This window comes from Janthinobacterium sp. 17J80-10 (assembly GCF_004114795.1).
Classification (GTDB): Bacteria; Pseudomonadota; Gammaproteobacteria; order Burkholderiales; family Burkholderiaceae_D; genus Paucimonas.
Genome location: NZ_CP035311.1, coordinates 320088 through 338768, shown reverse-complemented (window position 1 = coordinate 338768; position 18681 = coordinate 320088). Strand labels below are relative to the sequence as shown.

15 protein-coding genes are annotated in these 18681 nt (G+C 61.0%); 5 read left to right on the top strand and 10 right to left on the bottom strand.

Features of this window, described 5'->3' with window-relative positions; translation table 11 throughout:
• Window positions 1-50 precede the first annotated feature (50 nt).
• Both EKL02_RS01440 and EKL02_RS01435 read left to right on the top strand, forming a co-directional pair.
• Window positions 51-1607, top strand: coding sequence for a polyamine aminopropyltransferase (locus EKL02_RS01440; RefSeq protein ID WP_128900369.1), 1557 nt, complete (start codon window positions 51-53; stop codon window positions 1605-1607).
• Window positions 1607-3226 (top strand): NAD(P)/FAD-dependent oxidoreductase, encoded by a 1620-nt coding sequence (locus EKL02_RS01435; RefSeq protein ID WP_128900368.1) that lies wholly within the window; start codon window positions 1607-1609, stop codon window positions 3224-3226. Before EKL02_RS01440 ends, EKL02_RS01435 begins: the two co-directional genes overlap by 1 nt.
• 5 nt (window positions 3227-3231) lie before the next feature.
• Here the strand turns inward: EKL02_RS01435 and EKL02_RS01430 are convergent, their stop codons facing one another.
• Window positions 3232-5631, bottom strand: coding sequence for an AsmA family protein (locus tag EKL02_RS01430; RefSeq protein WP_164931918.1), 2400 nt, complete (start codon window positions 5629-5631; stop codon window positions 3232-3234).
• Between the two features lie 187 nt (window positions 5632-5818).
• Here EKL02_RS01430 and EKL02_RS01425 point away from each other — a divergent pair, with 187 nt between their 5' ends.
• Window positions 5819-6766: an AEC family transporter gene (locus EKL02_RS01425; RefSeq protein ID WP_206732433.1), complete on the top strand. Its 948-nt coding sequence runs from the start codon at window positions 5819-5821 to the stop codon at window positions 6764-6766.
• 26 nt (window positions 6767-6792) lie between these two features.
• Here the strand turns inward: EKL02_RS01425 and EKL02_RS01420 are convergent, their stop codons facing one another.
• From EKL02_RS01420 to EKL02_RS01390, 7 genes are all read right to left on the bottom strand, one after another.
• Entirely contained in the window at window positions 6793-7671 is an 879-nt protein-coding gene (locus EKL02_RS01420; protein WP_128900366.1) for a helix-turn-helix domain-containing protein, read from the bottom strand.
• A 479-nt stretch (window positions 7672-8150) separates the two neighbouring features.
• Window positions 8151-9239: a PQQ-dependent sugar dehydrogenase gene (locus EKL02_RS01415; RefSeq protein WP_128903332.1), complete on the bottom strand. Its 1089-nt coding sequence runs from the start codon at window positions 9237-9239 to the stop codon at window positions 8151-8153.
• Window positions 9240-9434: 195 nt separating this feature from the next.
• Window positions 9435-12032 carry an EAL domain-containing protein gene (locus EKL02_RS01410; RefSeq protein WP_164931917.1) on the bottom strand — a complete coding sequence of 866 codons (2598 nt, stop codon included), beginning with the start codon at window positions 12030-12032 and terminating at the stop codon, window positions 9435-9437.
• Entirely contained in the window at window positions 11981-12502 is a 522-nt protein-coding gene (locus EKL02_RS01405; RefSeq protein WP_128900364.1) for a hypothetical protein, read from the bottom strand. The genes EKL02_RS01410 and EKL02_RS01405 overlap by 52 nt, the downstream gene beginning before the upstream one ends.
• 22 nt (window positions 12503-12524) lie before the next feature.
• Complete coding sequence (locus EKL02_RS01400) at window positions 12525-13367, bottom strand: ABC transporter substrate-binding protein (RefSeq protein WP_128903331.1); 843 nt, start codon at window positions 13365-13367, stop codon at window positions 12525-12527.
• A gap of 165 nt (window positions 13368-13532) precedes the next feature.
• On the bottom strand, window positions 13533-14633 hold the full coding sequence (locus EKL02_RS01395) for an NADH:flavin oxidoreductase/NADH oxidase (protein ID WP_128900363.1): 1101 nt from the start codon (window positions 14631-14633) through the stop codon (window positions 13533-13535).
• 33 nt (window positions 14634-14666) lie between these two features.
• Window positions 14667-15128: a glutathione peroxidase gene (locus tag EKL02_RS01390; protein WP_241687892.1), complete on the bottom strand. Its 462-nt coding sequence runs from the start codon at window positions 15126-15128 to the stop codon at window positions 14667-14669.
• Between EKL02_RS01390 and EKL02_RS18430 the strand changes: the two genes are divergently transcribed.
• The gene (locus EKL02_RS18430; RefSeq protein ID WP_241687907.1) at window positions 15036-15437 is read left to right on the top strand and encodes a hypothetical protein; all 402 of its coding nucleotides are present in this window, start codon (window positions 15036-15038) and stop codon (window positions 15435-15437) included. The genes EKL02_RS01390 and EKL02_RS18430 overlap by 93 nt on opposite strands.
• A 260-nt stretch (window positions 15438-15697) precedes the next feature.
• On the opposite strand, the gene EKL02_RS01385 is transcribed toward EKL02_RS18430, so the two are convergent.
• Together EKL02_RS01385 and EKL02_RS01380 are read right to left on the bottom strand one after the other, a co-directional pair.
• Window positions 15698-15958, bottom strand: coding sequence for a hypothetical protein (locus EKL02_RS01385; RefSeq protein WP_128900361.1), 261 nt, complete (start codon window positions 15956-15958; stop codon window positions 15698-15700).
• 39 nt (window positions 15959-15997) lie between these two features.
• Window positions 15998-16258, bottom strand: a complete 261-nt coding sequence (locus tag EKL02_RS01380; protein ID WP_128900360.1) for a hypothetical protein — start codon at window positions 16256-16258, stop codon at window positions 15998-16000.
• 218 nt (window positions 16259-16476) lie between these two features.
• Between EKL02_RS01380 and EKL02_RS01375 the strand changes: the two genes are divergently transcribed.
• Window positions 16477-18669: a PAS domain S-box protein gene (locus EKL02_RS01375; protein WP_164931916.1), complete on the top strand. Its 2193-nt coding sequence runs from the start codon at window positions 16477-16479 to the stop codon at window positions 18667-18669.
• Window positions 18670-18681: the final 12 nt, after the last annotated feature.

The following is an 18681-nucleotide window of genomic DNA, read 5'->3' as shown; positions in this document are numbered from 1 at the left end:
TCGAAAATGCCTTCCCAGCCATAACCCCGGCGGCCCGGCTGTCGCAAGAAATGCACATTCGGCAAAGGCAGCAACCCCGGCAAACACCACCTCCGATGACCCGTCATATCCTGATTTTTTCCGTCTTCGTGGTTGCATCCTGCGGCCTGGCCTATGAACTGGTCGCCGGCGCCCTGTCGAGCTACCTCCTGGGCGACTCGGTATTCCAGTTTTCCACCATCATCGGCTGCTACCTGTTTGCCATGGGCGTCGGCGCCCACCTGTCGAAGTACGTGCAAGATGAAGACGTGCTGGCGCGCTTCATCGATATCGAACTGGCGGTCGGCCTGATCGGCGGCCTGTCGGCAGCAATCCTGTTCCTCACTTTTGCCTGGAGCGGCGCGCCATTCCGCACCATGCTGTACGTGCTGGTATTTATGGTGGGCAGCATGGTCGGCATGGAAGTGCCGCTGGTGATGCGCGCCCTGAATGCGCGCCAGACGGCCTTTTCCGAGCTGGTCAGCAAGGTCCTCACCTTCGACTACCTTGGCGCGCTTGCCGTCTCGGTGCTGTTTCCGCTGGTGCTGGCGCCGCAGCTGGGCCTGGTGCGTACCGCCTTTTTGTTCGGCATGTTGAATGTCGCCGTGGGCCTGTGGACGATCTACCATTTTCGCGCCGAGCTCACGCGCGCTCCGGGTCGCGTGGTGCGCGCCGCCGCCGTCATGAGCGTGCTGGTTGCCGGCTTCATCGCGTCCGACCGCCTGGTGCGCTGGGGCGAACAGGCCATGTCCGGCGACCAGGTCGTGTTTTCCACCGCCACGCCCTACCAGCGCCTGCTGCTGACGCGCTGGAAGGATGACTTGCGGCTCTACATCAACGGCAACCTGCAATTTTCCTCGCGCGACGAATACCGTTACCACGAAGCGCTGGTCCATCCGGCGCTCGAAGCGTTGCCATGGGCGCGCTCGGTGCTGGTGCTTGGCGGCGGCGATGGCCTGGCGCTGCGCGAAGTGCTGCGCTACCCGCATATCGCGCACGTGACGCTGGTCGACCTGGACCCGGAAATGACGCGCGCCTTCGCCACCCGGCCGGATCTGGTGGAACTGAACCGCGGCGCACTGAAGGATCCGCGCGTGACGGTGGTGAACGCCGACGCCGCCATCTGGCTGCAGGGCAGTGCGCAAATCTTCGATGCCGCCATCGTGGACTTCCCCGACCCCTCCAGTTTCGCGTTGGGCAAACTCTATTCGGTGCCGTTCTACACGCAACTCAAGCGTCACGTCGCCGCCAACGGCTTGATCGCCGTGCAATCGACCTCGCCCTTCTTCGCCCCGCACGCCTACTGGACCATTGACGCCACCCTGCGCGAATCGGGCCTGGCCACCTGGCCTTACCACCTGTACGTGCCCTCGTTCGGCGAATGGGGCTTCGTGCTGGCCTCGCCGCAATTGCCCTACACACCGCCGACCAGCTACCGCCTGCCGCTGCGCTACCTGAACGCCGAGACGACCCGCGCCATGTTCGCCTTCCCGCCGGACATGCAGCGCCTGGACATGGCGCCCAACCGCTTGAACACGCAGTCGCTGGTGCACGAATTCGAGCGCGACTGGCGGCGGGTGATGCGCTGATGGACCGCCGCAGTTTCCTGCTGGGTGCGGGCGGCGCCGGCGTCCTGGCGGCGGCGTCTGCCGCCGGTTACTGGCGCTGGCAGGAAATCACGCCGCACATCCATGCCGCGGGGCGAGCCGAAGGCCACTTCCTGCGCGACTTGCGAGGGCAGGAGGCGCTGCCGCCGCCATCGGCGCAGATCGACACCGATATCGTCATCCTCGGCTCCGGCATCGCCGGCCTGACCGCGGCCTGGAAACTGCACAAGGAAGGGCAGCACAACTTCCTCGTCATCGACGGACCCGAAACCTACGGCAACGCCGCCGGCATGAAGCTGGCCGGCTATGCCTGCCCGACCGGCGCCCATTACCTGCCGCTGCCGGCGACCAACGCCTTCCACGTGCGCGAACTCTTGCACGACACCGGCATCCTGCTGCGCAACCCCACAGCGGCAAAACCCTATTACGACGAGCGTTTCCTCCTGCACGAGCCGCAGGAGCGCATCCTGTATCAGGGCCGCTGGCAGGAGGGCGTACTGCCGAAGGAAGGCGTGCCGGCGTGGGAGCTGGCCGAGCACGAGCGCTTTCATGCCGAGATGGCGCGCATCCAGGCGCTGCGCGGCGCCGACGGCCGCCGCCTGTTCACCCTGCCCAGCGCACTTTCCTCGACCGATCCGCAGTGGCTCGCGCTCGACGGCATCAGTTTTCGCGCATGGATGGGGCAAAATGGCTTTCGCGCGCCAACCCTGCACTGGTATGCCGATTACTGCTGCCGCGACGATTACGGCGCCGGCGCAGACCAGGTCTCGGCCTGGGCCGGCCTGCACTACTTCTGCAGCCGCGGCGGCCAGGCAGAAAACGCCGCCGACGGCGCCTGGCTCACCTGGCCCGGCGGGCTCGATCCGCTGGCCGCCGCCCTGGACAAGGCAGCCGGCAGCAGGCGCCGGCCCGGCACGGCAGTGTCGCTTGAGAAAATGGCGACGGGGGTAGAAGCGCTCTGCTTCGTAGTAAAAGATGGCAAGCCGCAAACCTACCTCGTGCGCGCCCGCAAGGCCATCTGTGCCATGCCGCTCTTCGTTGCCGCGCGCGTGGTGCGCGACATTGCCGGCTATGGCCTCGATGCCGCACGCCACCTGCCGGCATATGCGCCGTGGATGGTTGCCAATTTCCTGATGAAGAGCTTCCCCGAGGAACTGCCGCACGCGCCACTGTCCTGGGACAATGTCGTCTATGGCGGCAAGGGGCTGGGCTATGTCGTCTCGACCCACCAGGACGTGCGCGTGGCGCCCCCGCCCAAGACCGTGCTGACTGCCTATGTCGACATGTCCGCCATGGCGCCGCAAGCGGCGCGGCGCTGGCTGCAGGACGCCCACCCGCCAGACTTGCTGGCCCTGGCGGCAAGCGACCTCCGGGCGGCATACGGCCCGCGCTTTGCGAGCCTGGTCGAGCGCGCCGACATTACCCTGCGCGCTCATGCCATGGCCAGCCCGCGCCCGGGTTTCCGTGGCAACGCCGGCCTGCAGGCGCTGCGCAGCGTGGATGGCCCCATCCTCTTTGCCCATGCCGACCTGTCGGGCTTTTCAGTTTTCGAGGAAGCATCCTGGTGGGGCTACCAGGCGGCCCTGCGTGCGCTCGCCTGAAGCCGCTATTTTCCGAACAGGCCTTTCAGTTTGTCCTGCAGTTTCTCACGCGCCTTTTCCTTGATCTCGGTCTTTTTCTCCTCGATCTTTTCCTTCGCCGCTTCCTTGGCCAGCCCGGCAAAATCGATGCGCCAGCCGATGGCGGTAAACGGCCCGGACAGCCGTACCGGGATGGTCAAGCCTTTCAGGGCCTGCAATTCCGGCCCGCCCTGGCCCTGCAGGGTGGACACCACCGTGACCTTGGCGAGGTAATCCAGCCGCTCCGCCCCGAGGTCGATGTCACCGGCGCCGCCCAAGCGGATCAGCGGCGACTTCAGGTTCAGGTCATCGTTGCGGGCCACGCCATTGGTGATGCGGAAGCTGCCGGTCAATTCGCTGAAGTCAGTTTTTTCCGCCACCGAACCGGTGCCGGTTTCGTTCGCCTGCTGGCCGCGCAATTCGCCGATTTTCGCCTTGGCCTTGCGGATCGATTGCGCCACGTTGATGCCATGCACGGCGCCTTCGCGCAATTCCAGCCGCGCGCTGCCGTTGACGCTCTTCTTGATCTGGTCAAAGCCGCCGCCGGCGCTGGTGACATCCAGCGTGACATTGCCGCGCCCATCGATGGGCTGCTTGTCGATCGCATCCTTGAGCAAGGGGCCGACATCGATGCCGGTCAGGCTCTGCTTCAAGGCAAAGCGCGGCGCCTTGCTGGCAGTGGCCGATACCGAGCCGCTGGCGCTGCCGCCGTACAGGTTGGCCGCCAGGGGACTGATCTCGATTTTGCCGTCGCCGGCATGCAGGGTGGCGCGCAGCTTCGCGGCCTTGATATTGTGGAGGGTCAGGGCGCCGACTTTGAGCGTGCCGCGCGCGCGTAACTCGCGCAGGGGTGACAGGTCGATGCCCTGGGCCGCCGCCGCCCCAGCGGCCGGCCCAACTGGCTTGCCAGCCGGTTTTGCCGCTGCAGCAGGCGCGGCCCCCTTGCCCAGGTAACGATCGGCATTGATGCGGTCGATATCGACATCGAAGGTATATGCCGCCGGAGAAAACGGCGCCATGCCGAATTTCGCGTCAAAACTGCTTTCATCGAGCTTGCCCTTCAGAGCCGTGGAGAGGCTGGACTTGGCCAGGTCGACGCTGGCATTGCCGGCAGCATTCAGCTTGAGGCTGCCGCCGCCCGGGTTCGGCAGGACGAAGGCGGCGACAATCGATGGCAAGTCGATGCGCTTGGTCTTCAGGTTGGCGTTGAATGGCGTGGTGAGGTTACCGTCGATGGCCGTGTCGCCCTGCTTGCCGGCCAGCGCCAGCTTCAGTTGCGGCGACTGGAACAGCAGCTTGTCGATGTCGCCGCTGACGCTGCCGGCCAGCTTGGCGGTGGCATCCAGCTTGCCTTCCTTGATGGCCACATCCAGCACCACTGCGGGCAGCCGGAACGCCTGCGGCGAACCCTCGAACGACGGTGCGCTGAAGGTGGCGCGGATGTTGCGCGGGCCTTCGGCCAGCTTCGCCTCGCCGCTCAGCTTGCCGCCACTCGCCGCTTTGTCTGTGAGCGCAAGCTTCGGCATTTCCAGGCGCATTTCCAGCGCTTGCGCCGCACGCTTGCCACTGGCGGCGAGCTTTACGCCATCCAGTGCAAAGCGCTTTGCCCCCGGCTGCAGGTCGGCATCTCCGGAAAAGCGCAACAAGGCATCGGTGAATTCCAGCAGCTTGCCCTTGATCTCGGCGTTTGCCCCCCGCAGGATGTAATGCTTTTGCCCCAGGTCGATGGTAAAGCCGCTCTTGATGGCCACCCGCGCGTCGACGGCCGGCGCATTGCTTTTCACATTGGCCGAGAGCGTCATCTGGCTGGGTGTGGCATTGGCGATCTTGCCGGTTTTAAGATCGAGTTCGGCCAGCGCCACATTGCGCTTTGCCTGCAAGTCGTCAAAGCTTACAAGGGCATTAGTGATCTCGACGCCGGAAATATCGAAACGGAAGGCTTCTGCCGTCGGCTGCTCTTTTGCTGGCGGTTCCGGCTTTTCCGGCTCCTGCGCCAGCAAGTCGTCGAAATTGGTGCTGCCATCGGCATTGCGCCGCAGGCGGGCCTGCAAGCCATCGAGGCTGATCTGATCGACCACCAGCTGGCGGCGCAACAGGGGGATCAGCGCCAGTGAGACGCGGGCTTGTTTGAAGGAGGCAAATTCGGCGCTGCCTTGGTGCTCGGACAGGCTGACCTGGCCCAGCTGCACGCCGAGTTTCGGAAAAAAACTCAGCTTGATCTCGCCCGGGATTGCCAGCGCGCGCTGTTTTTTCTCCGCCACCAGGCGGATCAGTTGCGGCTTGTAATCGTTCGGATTGAAGGTGGCGGCAAAGATCGCGGCGGCGATCGCCGCCAGGGCCAGCAATGCGGCAAGGACGAGGGCAATGATCTTGAAAGCTTTTGGCATGAGGATCCCCTTGCGTGATGGCATAGCGACGGCAAGTACAGTGTGCCAGAAAAATCCCGGCCATTGCGGGCAGCGCGCAAAGTTACGGATTCAAAACTCTTTTATAATCTGATTCGCTCCGAACCATCCCCATTCATGCCACGCGCTCGCCACCAAGCCAAGTCCGAATGATGCCTTCCCCCCATTCATGGGATTTGTCTTGCTGACCATTCTCGGTATTACCGCCCCGATATTTCTGCTGATTGCCCTTGGCTTTGCCGCCGTGCATAAAGAGATGCTGGCCCGCAGCGACATGCGCGGATTGGGATATTTTGTCATCAATTTCGCCTTGCCCGCGCTGTTGTTCAAAGCGATGTCGCAACGCGCGCTGGCCGAGATGGTGAATATTGAACTCATGCTGGTCTACACGCTTGGTTCGCTTGCAGCCGCCGCAATCGCCCTGGCGCTTACCTGCGTGGTTCAAAAACGCAGCTTGCGCTCAGGCGCCATCGTCGCCATGGGGATGTCGCTGTCGAACAGCGCCTTCATGGGGTTTCCGGTGGCGCAGCAACTGATCGGCAAGGAAGCCGGCGCCATGCTGGCGCTGTATGCCGCGGTCGAAACCATGATCATGCTGCCGCTTTTGTTTACGCTGGCCGAGATCGGCGAAAACGGTCAAGGCCACTGGACCACGGTCATGGGCGGCATTCTCAAGCGCCTGCTGAAAAACCCGATGATCATTGCCATCATCGGCGGCGTGGCGTTTTCCGCCAGCGGACTGGCCCTGCCGGTGGCGTTTGCCCGAGCCATCGACATGCTTTCCAGCGCATCGGCGCCGGTTGCGCTGTTCTGCATTGGCGGCACGCTGGCCGGCCTCAGCCTGAAAGGCATGACAGGCGACATCGGCATGATCGTTGCCGGCAAACTGATTTTGCATCCGCTGGCCGTATTCTCGATTTTCCTGCTGCTGCCCTTTGACAACCAGGTACTCAGAACGGCAGCCATCCTCAATGCCGGCATGCCCATGCTGAGCATCTATCCGATCCTTGCCCAGAAATATGGCAAGGAAGGCATCTGCGCTGCTGCCCTGGTAGTCACGACAGTCATGTCATTTTTTACCATTAGTGCACTGCTGTGGCTGACCGGAGCCGGCTAGCGGCCCCCCGGTAACTGCAGCCCCGATCAGATGGCTTGCTCGGCGCTGCTGGCAGTTGCGCTGCTGGCAGCCGTGTTGCTGGCGGCGGCATTGGCCGCTTTCAGCGCCTTGGCGGCTTCGGCCTTGGCCCGGGCATGCGAAGGTGGCAGGCGACGCAGCGTGCGCAGCGCCTGGACATCATGCAGCACAATGGCGCGCTGGTCGACGGAAATCAGGCCGATGGCATTAAAAGCCGAGAAGGTGCGGCTGACGGTTTCCAGGGTCAGGCCAAGGTAATTGCCGATCTCCTGGCGCGTCATGCGCAGGTTGAACTGCTTGCCCGAATAACCCATGTCGGCGAACCGCTCCGACAGCGACACCAGGAAGCGCGCCACGCGGGCTTCGGCGGAGAGCGAACCGAGCGTGCCGATCAGGCTCTGCTCGCGCACCAGTTCGCGGCTCATGACGCCATAGATGGCGGCTTCGAGTTCGGCGTTGGCGCGCCCAATGGTCAGGAATGCCTTGAAGGGCACCAGGATGATTTCGCAGTTCGACAAGGCCACGGCCTCGGTCGAGTAATGCTTGCCATGGATGCCGTCGATGCCAAACAGGTCGCCCTTCATCGGGAAGCCAAGCACCTGCTCGTTGCCGGATTCATCGATAATGACCGATTTGAGGAAGCCGGAATAAACGATATACAGCATGTCGAACGGCTGGCCGATGGTATGTACGCGCTGGCCAGACTTGAATTGCATGTGCTGGAACTGGAATTCATCGTGGAAGCCGCCAAGCGCTGAGGGAATGCGCAACAGGTCGCATACCTCGTTCAGATTGGACCACAGCTTGCCTTGACGTTGCGCCGCAGTGCTGACATTGCGCACGCTGGTGGAAGTGGACCTGATGTCGGAGATTGGCGTGTTCAGCATGATGATTTCCCAGTTGTTAGAGTTAAAAGCGAGGCAGAGCTCCTTGCTGTTCTTTGCATCGCAGCAATCGATGTATTGGATTATGAAAATTTCCTGACTTAACGGAAATCAGGCGCTCGCTGAAACACTGGGTAAGCAAAGCCAATGGGGATTAAGGAAATTCCTACCCTCGGCATCAGCCCAAGATGCGGGAAAAAAATCTTTCCGGCCATCATCACACGCTGCTAAAACACTGCGAGGGCATAAGGCATGGGGCTTTGGGGGGTATTTGGAAAACCGGCATTTGCTTTAGCGGCTGCCCGGTTTTGTAGGAGATTCAATGACGTAACGCCAATTGCCAATGGCTTAACAGTGACGTTCGTTGGCAAATTAATTTTATGAAATTTGTAGCGATTTGAACGCAAAATGCTGCAAAGCAATTTTTTTACGCCTGTTTCGATACCGCACAGCAAGGATTGCTGACGTATTTACAGATCCGGTCAATGCTGCGGCTGCAAACGCAGCAATTGTCCGCGGCTTTCATCCGTCAAGACGTATAACAAGCCATCCGGACCCTCGCGCACATCGCGAATACGCTGTTCGAGCTCGGACAACAATTTCTGTTCGCGCACTACCTTGTCATCGCGCAGTTCCAGACGTGCCAGGTACCTGAACTTGAGGGAACCGACCAGCAAGCTGCCCTGCCATTGCTTGCCATAGCGCGCACTGCGCAAGAAGGCCATGCCCGAAGGGGCGATTGACGGCGTCCAGTAATGCAGCGGCGGCTCCATGCCAGCCTTTGCAGTAAGGCCGGCGCCGATTTTTCCGCCGCCATAATTCTCGCCGAAGGTAATCACTGGCCAGCCATAATTTTTGCCCGACTCGGCGCGGTTGATTTCATCGCCGCCCTGTGGACCGTGCTCAGTCATCCACAGCTTGCCATCGGCACCGAGGGTCGCCCCCTGGCTATTGCGGTGGCCATAGCTCCAGATCTCGGGCAGGGCGCCGGCGCGCTTGCCAGCGCCGGCAAACGGGTTATCCGGCGGGATGCTGCCATCCTTCCGGACGCGCACGATCTTGCCGTGATGATTGTCCAGCGTCTGGGCATCTTCCCTGCGGCTGAAACGGTCGCCCAGCGTCAGAAACAAGGTGCCATCGGGGGATTCGACGATACGGCAACCGAAATGTGCACTGCTGTGGACCTTGGGTCGCTGGCTGAACAATACCTTCACTTGTTCGAGACGACGGCTATCCGTGGACAGCCGTGCCGAAGCCAGCGCGGTCGAATTGCCGCCCGGCCCTGCTTCGGCGTAACACAGGTAAATTGTTCGGTTGGCGGCAAAATTACTGTCCGCGAGCACATCGTGCAAGCCCCCCTGGCCGCCGGCGTCGACCTCCGGCACGCCCTCGATCGGCGCGCCCAGCGTACTGCCCGGCTGCACCAGCCGCAAGCGTCCGGGGCGTTCCGTCACCAGCATGCGCCCCTGGTCGATGAATGCCAGCGCCCATGGATGCTCCAGCCCGCGCGCCAGGACCTCGACCGCCGGATTGCCGGCAGCGCCGGTCTGGCCAGCAGCCGGCGCTGCCATGCATAGCAAGCACAGCAATTCGCGACAGCGCCTGACGAGCCATGTGCTGCCGCTCACAAAAAACGGGAAAAGGGCCATGGTCTTCTCCTTGCGCAATTTGGATACCTCCATCGCCAGGCCGCCTGCAAGAAGCATGCAAGAGAGGGCACATCCTGCGCCCTTGCCTCAGGATAGCGACCTATAGTTTCGCCAATATCAAGCCAGCTGTTCTGCTGGTTGGAAACTGGCCAGAAATTCCTCTGCGGGCAACGGCTTTGAAAACAGGTAGCCCTGGCCATAGTCGCACCCAGCGGCCACCAGCAGGCGGCGCTGCTGCTCGGTTTCGACACCTTCGGCAATGACTTGCATGCCAAGCTTGTGAGCCATGGCAATCATTGCTTCGGCAATCACCTGGTCATTGGGATTTTCCGCAATGTCGCCGATGAAAGATTGATCGATCTTGAGAAAATCAATATCGAATTTGCGCAAATAGGACATAGAGGAATACCCCGTACCGAAATCGTCGAGCGCCACGCGGATGCCGCTGTTGCGCAATTGCAGGAGCTTGCTGACGACACTGCTACGGTCTTCCATCAACAAGCCCTCGGTGATCTCGATCACGATACAGTTGGCCGGCAGCCCCAGTTGCTGCAAATGCTTGAGCCAGCTTTCCTGGGTGGCACCAGTATAGAACTGGCGCGGCGACTTGTTGACGCTGATCTGGATTGGCTTGGCTCGGCTGCCGGCGGCCTCCCGCTTGGTTTGCCAGCGCTTGGCCATGCTCGCCGCTTCGTAGAATACCCAGTCGCCGATCTCGCAGATCAGGCCGGTTTCTTCCGCCAGCGGAATGAATTGCGCCGGATTGATCATGCCCAGTTGCGGATGGCGCCAGCGCAGCAGCGCCTCAGCCTTGGTAACGGTGCCGTCGGCCAGTTCGGCAATCGGCTGAAAATACACTTCGAACTGGCCGGCGGCCAGCGCCCCATGCAAGTCGCGGATCATTTGCTGGCGTTGCTGGGCATGGCGCTGCATGGCTGCGGTAAAAAAATTGAAGCAGCTGCGGCCATTATTTTTTGAAACGTACATCGCCTGGTCCGCATATTTCATCAGCGACTCGATATCCTGTCCATCGTCCGGACACAGGCTGATGCCGATACTGGCTGTGACATAGGCGTCATGCCCATTCAATGAGAATGGCGTTGCCAGTGTCTTGATGATTGCGGCGGCGATCTGTTCCGCGCGCGACGGGTCGTCCAGATTCGGCAGCACCACGGCGAATTCATCGCCGCCCAAGCGTGCAACGGTGTCGGATGCGCGCACGCAGCTGCTGATGCGGTGCGCCGCCTCGATCAGCAGCTGGTCGCCGCAATCATGACCGAGGGTATCGTTGACTTCCTTGAAGTGATCTAGATCGATGAAAAACAAGGCCAGCCTGTGGCCGGCGCGCTTGCTCCGCTTCATTTCCTGCGTCAGCCGGTCGAACAGCAGGCGGCGATTGGGCAAGCCCGTCAATACATCGTAACTGGCCTGTTTCCAGATCAGTTCTTCGGCATTTTTCCGCCCTGTGATATCGGAAAACATCGCGACATGGCGAAACACCTGGCCCTGTGCATCGAGCAGGGTATTGATCGAAAGCCATTCGGCATAAATTTCGCCATTCTTGCGGCGGTTCCAGATTTCGCCCTTCCATTGCCCGGTCTCACGCAGCGAGCGCCACATTTCCTGGTACAACGCAGGATCATTGCGGCCGGAACTCAGCATTTTTGGTGTCTGGCCGATGGCTTCTTGCGCGGAGTAGCCGGTCATTTCGGTGAACGCCGGATTGATGGAGATGATGCGGTTGCCTGCATCGGTGACCACAATCGCTTCTGCGGCGGCTTCATATACAGAGGCTGCCAGCTGCATTCTTTCCTCGGCCAGCTTGCGCTCGGTCTGGTCGGTGTGGGTGCCGACCATGCGCAGCGGCATGCCGTTGGCGTCGCGTGAGGCCACCATGCCGCGTGTCAGGATCCATTTCCAGCTTCCATCTCTGCAGCGCATCCGGTATTCGCTGGTGTAATGCTGGGATCGCCCCGCCATACAGGCTTGTTGCTCGGCTTGCACGCGCGGCAGGTCTTCCGGATGCACCAGCCCGACCCATTCGCTGTGCGCGTCGCCGATCTCGTGTTCGGCATAGCCAAACATTTGCTTCCAGCGCGGCGAAAAGAAGACCCTGTCATCCACCAGGTTCCAATCCCATACCCCGTCACCGGACCCCTCCAGCGCAAAGCTCCAGCGCTCCTCGCTTTCCTGCAAAGCCCGCCGCGCCTGGGCGCGCTGCAGGCTGGCTTGCCGGCGCCGTACCTGCAAGATGACGGCCAGAATGATCAACGCCAGCAGCGCCGGCAACACGATCAACAGGATCAGGCGGGTTTCCCGCTCCCATTTCAGCAACACGCGGTCACGGTCGAGGTGCACCACCACCAGCAGCGGAAACAGGCGTGACGCACGAAACGCCGTCAGCATCGGTACACCGTACTCGCCGGTGGCCTGGTCGTAGCTGCCGGACTCCGTCTCGGACAGGTTGTCGGGCACCTGCGACTCGATATGCCGCATCCCCGGCACGATTGCGTCCTGGGTCGCCATCAGCATGGTGCCGTCATAGCGCATTACTTCCACCAGGCCCTGATTTGCCGAAAGCTTGCGGCTGTAGCTGTTGAGGAAATAATCGGGATTGACGGCAGCCAGGAGCGTGACCTGCGTTTGCCGCCCGATCGTCTTCATCACCGGAATGAAGCTGAGGCCGTCAAAAGCCTGCGCGTTGGCGACGTCCATTGGATGTCCATCGCCGAAATCGCGCCCGATCCACGGACGCCCGATGCGCAGCATTTTCTGCGTCGCGCCTGCCGGCGCAGATAGTCGCCGAAGTTGACGGCCAGGCCAAGGTTACGCGCGTTCGAACTGGCGACGATGCGCCCCGTGGCATCCACCAGGGATAGCGAACGTAAATAGGGGGCATGCCGCAGCACAGCGGAAATCTGCCTGGACAGATCGGACGAATCGGCGGGGAGCTGATTTGCATCGAACACATTTGTCAGCGTCAGGTCGATTGCATTGAAGGTCTGGCTCAGGTGTTCTTCGAAGGTAAGTGCGTACAATTCGCTGATCGTCAGGTTCAGGGCGATCGACTCGGCACGCAAGCGTGACAGGTACAGCGCGGTGCCGCCGAGTATGCCCGCCACGAGCAGCAGCGACAGGCCGACCAGGCCCCATCCGGCAAACCAGGCGCGTATTCGGTTCAGCATAAGATGCGCTCGAACGACGACATCAGTCGACCACCACGATCGGCGTCAGCCGGTGCTGCCTGGCAGCCGCCAGCAGACGTCCGTCACGCTTTATGTCACGCATGAACGCCTCGACGCGCGCATGCCAGCGGTCGTCACCCGGCCGCACGGCATAGGCATACGACGTCAGGTGATAGGCGCTTGGTGGCGATACCAGCCGCGCCCAGTCGGACGTGGCCAGCATGCGTTGGCTGTACGGGAAATCAGTCATGAATACGTCGGCCCTGCCCGACTCGACTTCCTGTTCGCGCGCAAACGGCGTATCCAGCGCCACGAGGGTTGCCGACTTAAGCTTTTCGCGCATGACCGGCTCGTGGTACGTGCCCTTTGCCACGGCGACCACCACGCCGGGCTTGTCGATATCGGCCCAGTCACGTATGCGCCGGTTAAAGTGCGTCGTGATCGCGTAGATATCGCTGCGCAGGTGTGGCTTGGTAAATTGCAGCTGCCTGGCGCGCGCTTCGGTAATGCCGATGGCGAACATCGCCACGTCGCAGCGCGACTGGCTGACATCATCGATCAATTGGGCAAACGAGCTGTCGATAAACTGCGTCTGCACGCCGAGGTCCTTCGCAAATTCACGCGCCAGGTCGATGTCGATGCCGGACAGTTGCTGCGTTTTCGGATTGCGATAGGTAATGCCGTAATAATCGGGCCAGATGCATACCCGCATTGCCTTATCGGCAAGGACTTTGTCGAGCGTGCTGTCTTGTGCCGCCCCGGGGAGCGGCCATGCAAGCGTTAGGGCTGCCGCTATCGCGGGCAAGGCAATCCAGGTTGAAGGCCGCTGGCTGCGCCGATGACGGGCGCGAAAAAAGGAAAACATGGGAATCTTTATCGACATAGGAAATCATTTATTTCCCAGTGCATAGTATAAAGTAAATTTCCCTACAGCAAGAATGGTTAAGTGCCAGTTACCTTAATTTAACGTTGCGATCCCCTTTGCCGGCAGCCTGCGCTGGCGCGCCAGCGCGGCTTACGACGGCGCTGATCACGCAGCGGGGCTGAACAGTGCCTTGACCTCCCGCGGCTGGCAACGCCAGTACTGCGGCGGCGCGGCCACCTGGGCACCCAGTTCGGCTGCCGCATGCCAGGGCCAACGCGGGTCGTAAAGAATGCCGCGCGCCAGCGCCACCATGTCGGCCTGGCCTGATGCAACGATTGCCTCCGCGTGCTGCGCTTCGGTAATGAGGCCGACGGCGATCGTCGGCATGCCGACTTCCTTTTTCAAATGGTTGGCAAAGGGCACCTGGTAACCGGCGCTGAGCGGGATAGCCTGCTGCAGTGACAGGCCACCCGAGGAGACATCCAGAAAATCGCAGCCGCGCGCTTTCAGGGCTGCGGCAAACACCGTGGTCTGCTCCAGGTCCCAGCCGCCGGCGACCCAGTCGGTCGCCGACACGCGCGCCCCGACAGGGCGCGCGGCGGGAAATGCCGTGCGCACCGCCTCGAACACTTCCAATGGAAACCGCATGCGGTTTTCCAGCGAGCCGCCATAAGCATCTTCGCGCTGATTGGAAAGCGGCGAGAGGAACTGATGCAGCAGGTACCCATGCGCCGCATGCAGTTCGACTGCATCAAACCCGGCGCGCGCAGCGCGCGCCGCGGCAGCCGCGAAGGCCTTGCGGATGCGCGCAAGGCCCGCCGCGTCCAGTGCCAGCGGCGCTTCATTGCCGGGCGTGAAAGGCACAGGCGAGGGCGCCCAGGAACGCCAGCCGCCGTCGCCGGAAGGACGCAGCTGTCCGCCCAGCCACGGCGCAAGGGTGGATGCCTTGCGTCCGGCATGCGCCAGCTGCACCGCAATCGGCATAGCCGAATGCCGCCGAACTTCCACCAGCGTGGCGGCAAGCGCCGCCTCATTCGCATCCGACCACAGGCCGAGGTCCTGCGCCGAAATGCGGCCATCGGCTTCGACTGCCGTGGCCTCGGTGATCAGCATGCCGGCGCCTGAAAAAGCCAGCTGGCCCAGATGCATCAAGTGCCAGGAATTGGCGTTGCCATCCTGCGAGGAATACTGGCACATCGGCGCAACCACGATACGGTTGGGCAGTTTCAGCGTTCCAAGTTCAATAGGGGTGAAAAGGGCACTCATGGATTAGCAGTCTTCTTTTTGATAGGCAGGCGATCATTGCCCGGCAGGGGACGGCTGCGCCAGCAGCCTGTCGATCTCGCGCAGCAAGTCCTTGTCCGCAGGCCCCGTCATGCTCGAATATGCGCCAGCCACCTTGCCGTCGCGCCCGACCAGATATTTATAAAAATTCCATCCCGGCGCCTTGCCGGCGGCGACAGCCAGCTGCCGGTAAAAGGCCGACGCCTGCGGCCCCGTGACGGCGCTCTTGGCAAACATGGGAAATTTCACGCCGAAGGTATTTTCGCAAAAGGCGCCGATTTGCTGGTTGCTCCCCGTTTCCTGCTTGAAGTCATTGGAAGGGAAACCCAGCACCACCAAACCTTGCGCCTTGTGGCTTGAATACAATTCCTCAAGGCCCTTGTATTGGCCCGTAAAACCACAATAGCTCGCGGTATTCACGACAACCAAAACTTTGCCGCTGTACTGGCAAAGCGACTGTGGCTGATCGTCCTGCAAACGCGGGAAAGTGTGCTGCAGCAGTGGTGGGCAAGAAACACCATCAGCGGCGACGGCGGGGCTGGAAAATCCCTGTGCGCAGCACATCAGGCTGACAATGCTGATGATCCGGATAAAAGACATGAAAACCCCCGTTTATTGCTTGGTCTGTGCTCTGGTGCAATGGCTAGTATGGCGCATTTTTACAAACTTGCAGAAATTGGTGGCGCGCACTGCTTGCATGCCAGCATCCTGATTCCCAATCCCTTCATTTCATTACGGTTTTTCTCGAGCAAGACCCCACGCCATTTTTTTGAAAAGGCGAGTTAGACAAATTATTCATTGAAAGTTGTCAGCAACAGGAATGTATTTGATATGAATTAGAAATCAAGGTTGAACTTGCGCTCTTTCGACGTTGTTGACGAAACCGACACGCCGGCATTCAGTCTGATTTGTTCCTCCTCAGTGACATTCCCGTCTTTTGGCCAGAGTGTCGTTCTGTTTTATTCTGTTTGATATTCCACGGAGATAACTATGAAGAAACTGAAATTGGTCACTTTGCTTGCAATGCTCGGGATTGCGAGTGCCAGTTATGCGCAGAGCAGTTCGGAGAGCAGCATTTCCAGCACAACCGACCCGGCGAAAGCGGCAGCTGTCGAACAACGCGCTGAAGAGTTACGCATGCAAAAGGAAAGGGGCGACAAATCCGCAGGCAGCAGCGCCGACAGCAGCGCCACCGGTGCGTCTTCCATGGATACAGACAAGCAGACAAAGCCTGCCACCAAGAAAAAACACAAAGCCAAGACTTCAAAACACAAGTCTGCCAGCGGCGCTACAGCAGGCAGCAGCATGGATAGCAGCGGCTCCTCAAGCCAGCCTGGCAGCAGTGGTTATGGCAGCAGCACGGGTACGCCACCGGAAAGCACGCCATCCAGCAGCGGCAGCATGCCATCGTCCAGCGGTTCTTCCGGCTCCGATAGCAGCAGCGGCGCTTCCAGCAGCACACCGTCCTCCAGCGGTTCGTCCGGTGCCGACAGCAGCAGCGGCAGTTCCAGCAACATGCCGTCGTCCAGCGGCGCGCCCGGTTCCGGCAGCACCAGCGGTACCAGCAGCATGCCGTCGTCGAGCGGCACTTCCAGTTCGGACCGCACTACCACGCCTGCGACACCTTCAAGCAGCGGCAGCCGTTAAATTTTCCCTTTCCCGGCTGCGAACCCGTTGTTCCTTGGCTTGCACAGGAGCAACGGGTTTTTTAAATTTCCAAGCCTGCCAGCTAAAAAGGCCCTAGAATGCCTTTTCAGATAACATAAAATCAACTTCGGCAGTCCTTGATTTCTCCGCAATGAAAAAATGGACGATTAATCAACTCGTGTTGACCGGGTTTCTGGCCGCCGTGCTCTTTCTGGCGTTGCTGGCAATTATTACCTGGGACAGCATGATGATCTCGGTAAAAACCGGTGCAAAGGATGCGCACAGCAAGGCTGTGCTGATTGCCAGCGAAAAGATCAGTTCAACCATGGCCATGGCAGTCGCCGCGCATCGCGGTTACATGCTCAGGGCCGACAACTCCTCTCTGCTGCAACATGATGCGGCGCTCGAAGCGTTGCACGCCTCCCTGGCAAACCTGGATGAACTTGCACGGGATGATATCCCCTTGCAGGCGCATGTCCGGCAACTGCGGCAAGTGATCCCTGAGCGCATCGAAAACATGCGCCAGGCGCGGCTGGACTTGGGTACGCAACGGGTGTTGCCGCACATCGATGCCGGCAATGCCCATAACGAGCGCATGCAGGACATCCTGAGTCGTATCGCCATCCATGAAAGCCAGCTGCAGAAAGGCTATGCCAAGGTCGAACGCGACACCATGCGGCGCGCGCAGACAAGCGCGGCACTGTTGCTGGTATTTCTCGCACTGCTCCTGAGCGGGCTTTACCTGCTGATCTACCGTCATGTCCAGCAAGACGCCTCGCGCATGGAACTCGAAAGGAACGAAGCGCTGCTGCGGCAGATCCTCGGACTCTTGCCGGTCGGCGTGATGGTGGTCGGGCGCGACAACACGCTCAATCTTGTCAATCCGGCCGCCCACGATATCTGGGGCACCTCGCCGGGCGAACAACTGGAAGTGCCGGACTCATTCCAGGCATGGCACACCAATACCGGTACCAAGGTCGAGCACAGGGAATACGGCGTGGTGCGTGCGCTGCGCCATGGGGAGACTACGCTCAATCGCGAGTATGAAATACTGCGCCCGGATGGTCAGCGGCGAATCCTGCGATCCTCGTCCATGCCCCTGCGGGATAGCGAACAACAGATCCTCGGCGCCATCACCGTCAATCTCGACCTGACAGATCTCAAGCGCACCGAAAAAGCCCTGCAGGCTGCGCACGACGCCCTGGAAGCGCGAGTGGCAATGCGCACACGTGAGCTGGTGGTGGCCAACGCCCAGCTCAAGTCGCAGATCGAGGAGCGCCGGCGCGCCGAAGACGCGCTGCGGCAGACGCAGAACGTGCTCACGATCGCACAGCGGGTAGCCCATGTAGGCAGTTGGGAAATCAACCTGGCGACCCAGGAAGCCCAATGGTCCGACGAATTTTTCCGCATCTGCGGGCTGGAGCCGGGCGCGGTCAAACCCACGATCCCTGCCGGCTTTGCGCTGATCCACCCAGATGACAGGCGCATGATTTCAGCGGTGGTCAACGCGGCGGTGGCGGAACGGCGCGAATACAGTGCAACCCTGCGCGTCGTGCGGCCCGACGGCAGCATCCGTCATGTGCGCCTGCAAGGCGACCCGGTGCCCAGCGGCGACGCGCCGCCAACCATCCTGATCGGCTCGATGCTCGACATAACCGAGCATACGCAAAACGAAGAAATGCTGCGCCAACTCGCCGTGCACCAGGAAACCATCAAGGAAGAGGAAAGAAAGCGCATTGCGCGCGAGATCCACGATGAAATGGGCCAGAACCTGATGGCCTTGCGCATCGATGTCTCGATGCTGCATGCGCGCACCGCCACTACGCATCCGCGCCTGCACCGCAAGGTCGAAACCGTCCTGACCAATATCGACAACACCATCAAGAGCGTACGCGGGATCATCAATAACTTGCGCCCGGCCGTGCTGGACCTCGGGCTGTACGCGTCGTTCCACTGGCAAATCCAGGAATTCAAGCGCCGCACCGGCATCGCCTGCGATCTGTTCGCCAAGGCCGATGAACTGGATCAGGGCCTGACCGAGGAGCAGACCACCACATTGTTCCGGATTCTTCAGGAATCGCTTACCAATGTGGCCCGCCATGCCAATGCCATCAGCGTCAATATCTCCCTCAACCGCAAAGGCGAGCAACTCCAGATGCGCATTTCCGATGATGGCGTCGGCATGTACCCTGGCGACCGTCGCAAATCGAAATCCTTCGGCCTGATCGGCATCCGCGAACGCATCAGCGCCATTGGCGGCGAGATGACGGTGGAAAGCACGATCGGCCAGGGCACTGTCCTGATACTGTCGATTCCTCTGCAAAACGGGCTGCCGTCAAAAGCGGGACAGCAACCAAGGCTACAGGCCTGACCCTGCACCCAG

Excerpts from the sequence above, each read along its gene's own strand:
- EKL02_RS01440 (WP_128900369.1), top strand. The coding sequence starts at position 51 with ATGCACATTCGGCAAAGGCAGCAACCCCGGCAAACACCACCTCCGATG.
- EKL02_RS01435 (WP_128900368.1), top strand. The coding sequence starts at position 1,607 with ATGGACCGCCGCAGTTTCCTGCTGGGTGCGGGCGGCGCCGGCGTCCTG.
- EKL02_RS01430 (WP_164931918.1), bottom strand. The coding sequence starts at position 5,631 with ATGCCAAAAGCTTTCAAGATCATTGCCCTCGTCCTTGCCGCATTGCTG.
- EKL02_RS01425 (WP_206732433.1), top strand. The coding sequence starts at position 5,819 with ATGGGATTTGTCTTGCTGACCATTCTCGGTATTACCGCCCCGATATTT.
- EKL02_RS01420 (WP_128900366.1), bottom strand. The coding sequence starts at position 7,671 with ATGCTGAACACGCCAATCTCCGACATCAGGTCCACTTCCACCAGCGTG.
- EKL02_RS01415 (WP_128903332.1), bottom strand. The coding sequence starts at position 9,239 with ATGGCAGCGCCGGCTGCTGGCCAGACCGGCGCTGCCGGCAATCCGGCG.
- EKL02_RS01410 (WP_164931917.1), bottom strand. The coding sequence starts at position 12,032 with ATGGACGTCGCCAACGCGCAGGCTTTTGACGGCCTCAGCTTCATTCCG.
- EKL02_RS01405 (WP_128900364.1), bottom strand. The coding sequence starts at position 12,502 with ATGCTGAACCGAATACGCGCCTGGTTTGCCGGATGGGGCCTGGTCGGC.
- EKL02_RS01400 (WP_128903331.1), bottom strand. The coding sequence starts at position 13,367 with ATGTTTTCCTTTTTTCGCGCCCGTCATCGGCGCAGCCAGCGGCCTTCA.
- EKL02_RS01395 (WP_128900363.1), bottom strand. The coding sequence starts at position 14,633 with ATGAGTGCCCTTTTCACCCCTATTGAACTTGGAACGCTGAAACTGCCC.
- EKL02_RS01385 (WP_128900361.1), bottom strand. The coding sequence starts at position 15,958 with ATGCTGCTGCCTGCTGTAGCGCCGCTGGCAGACTTGTGTTTTGAAGTC.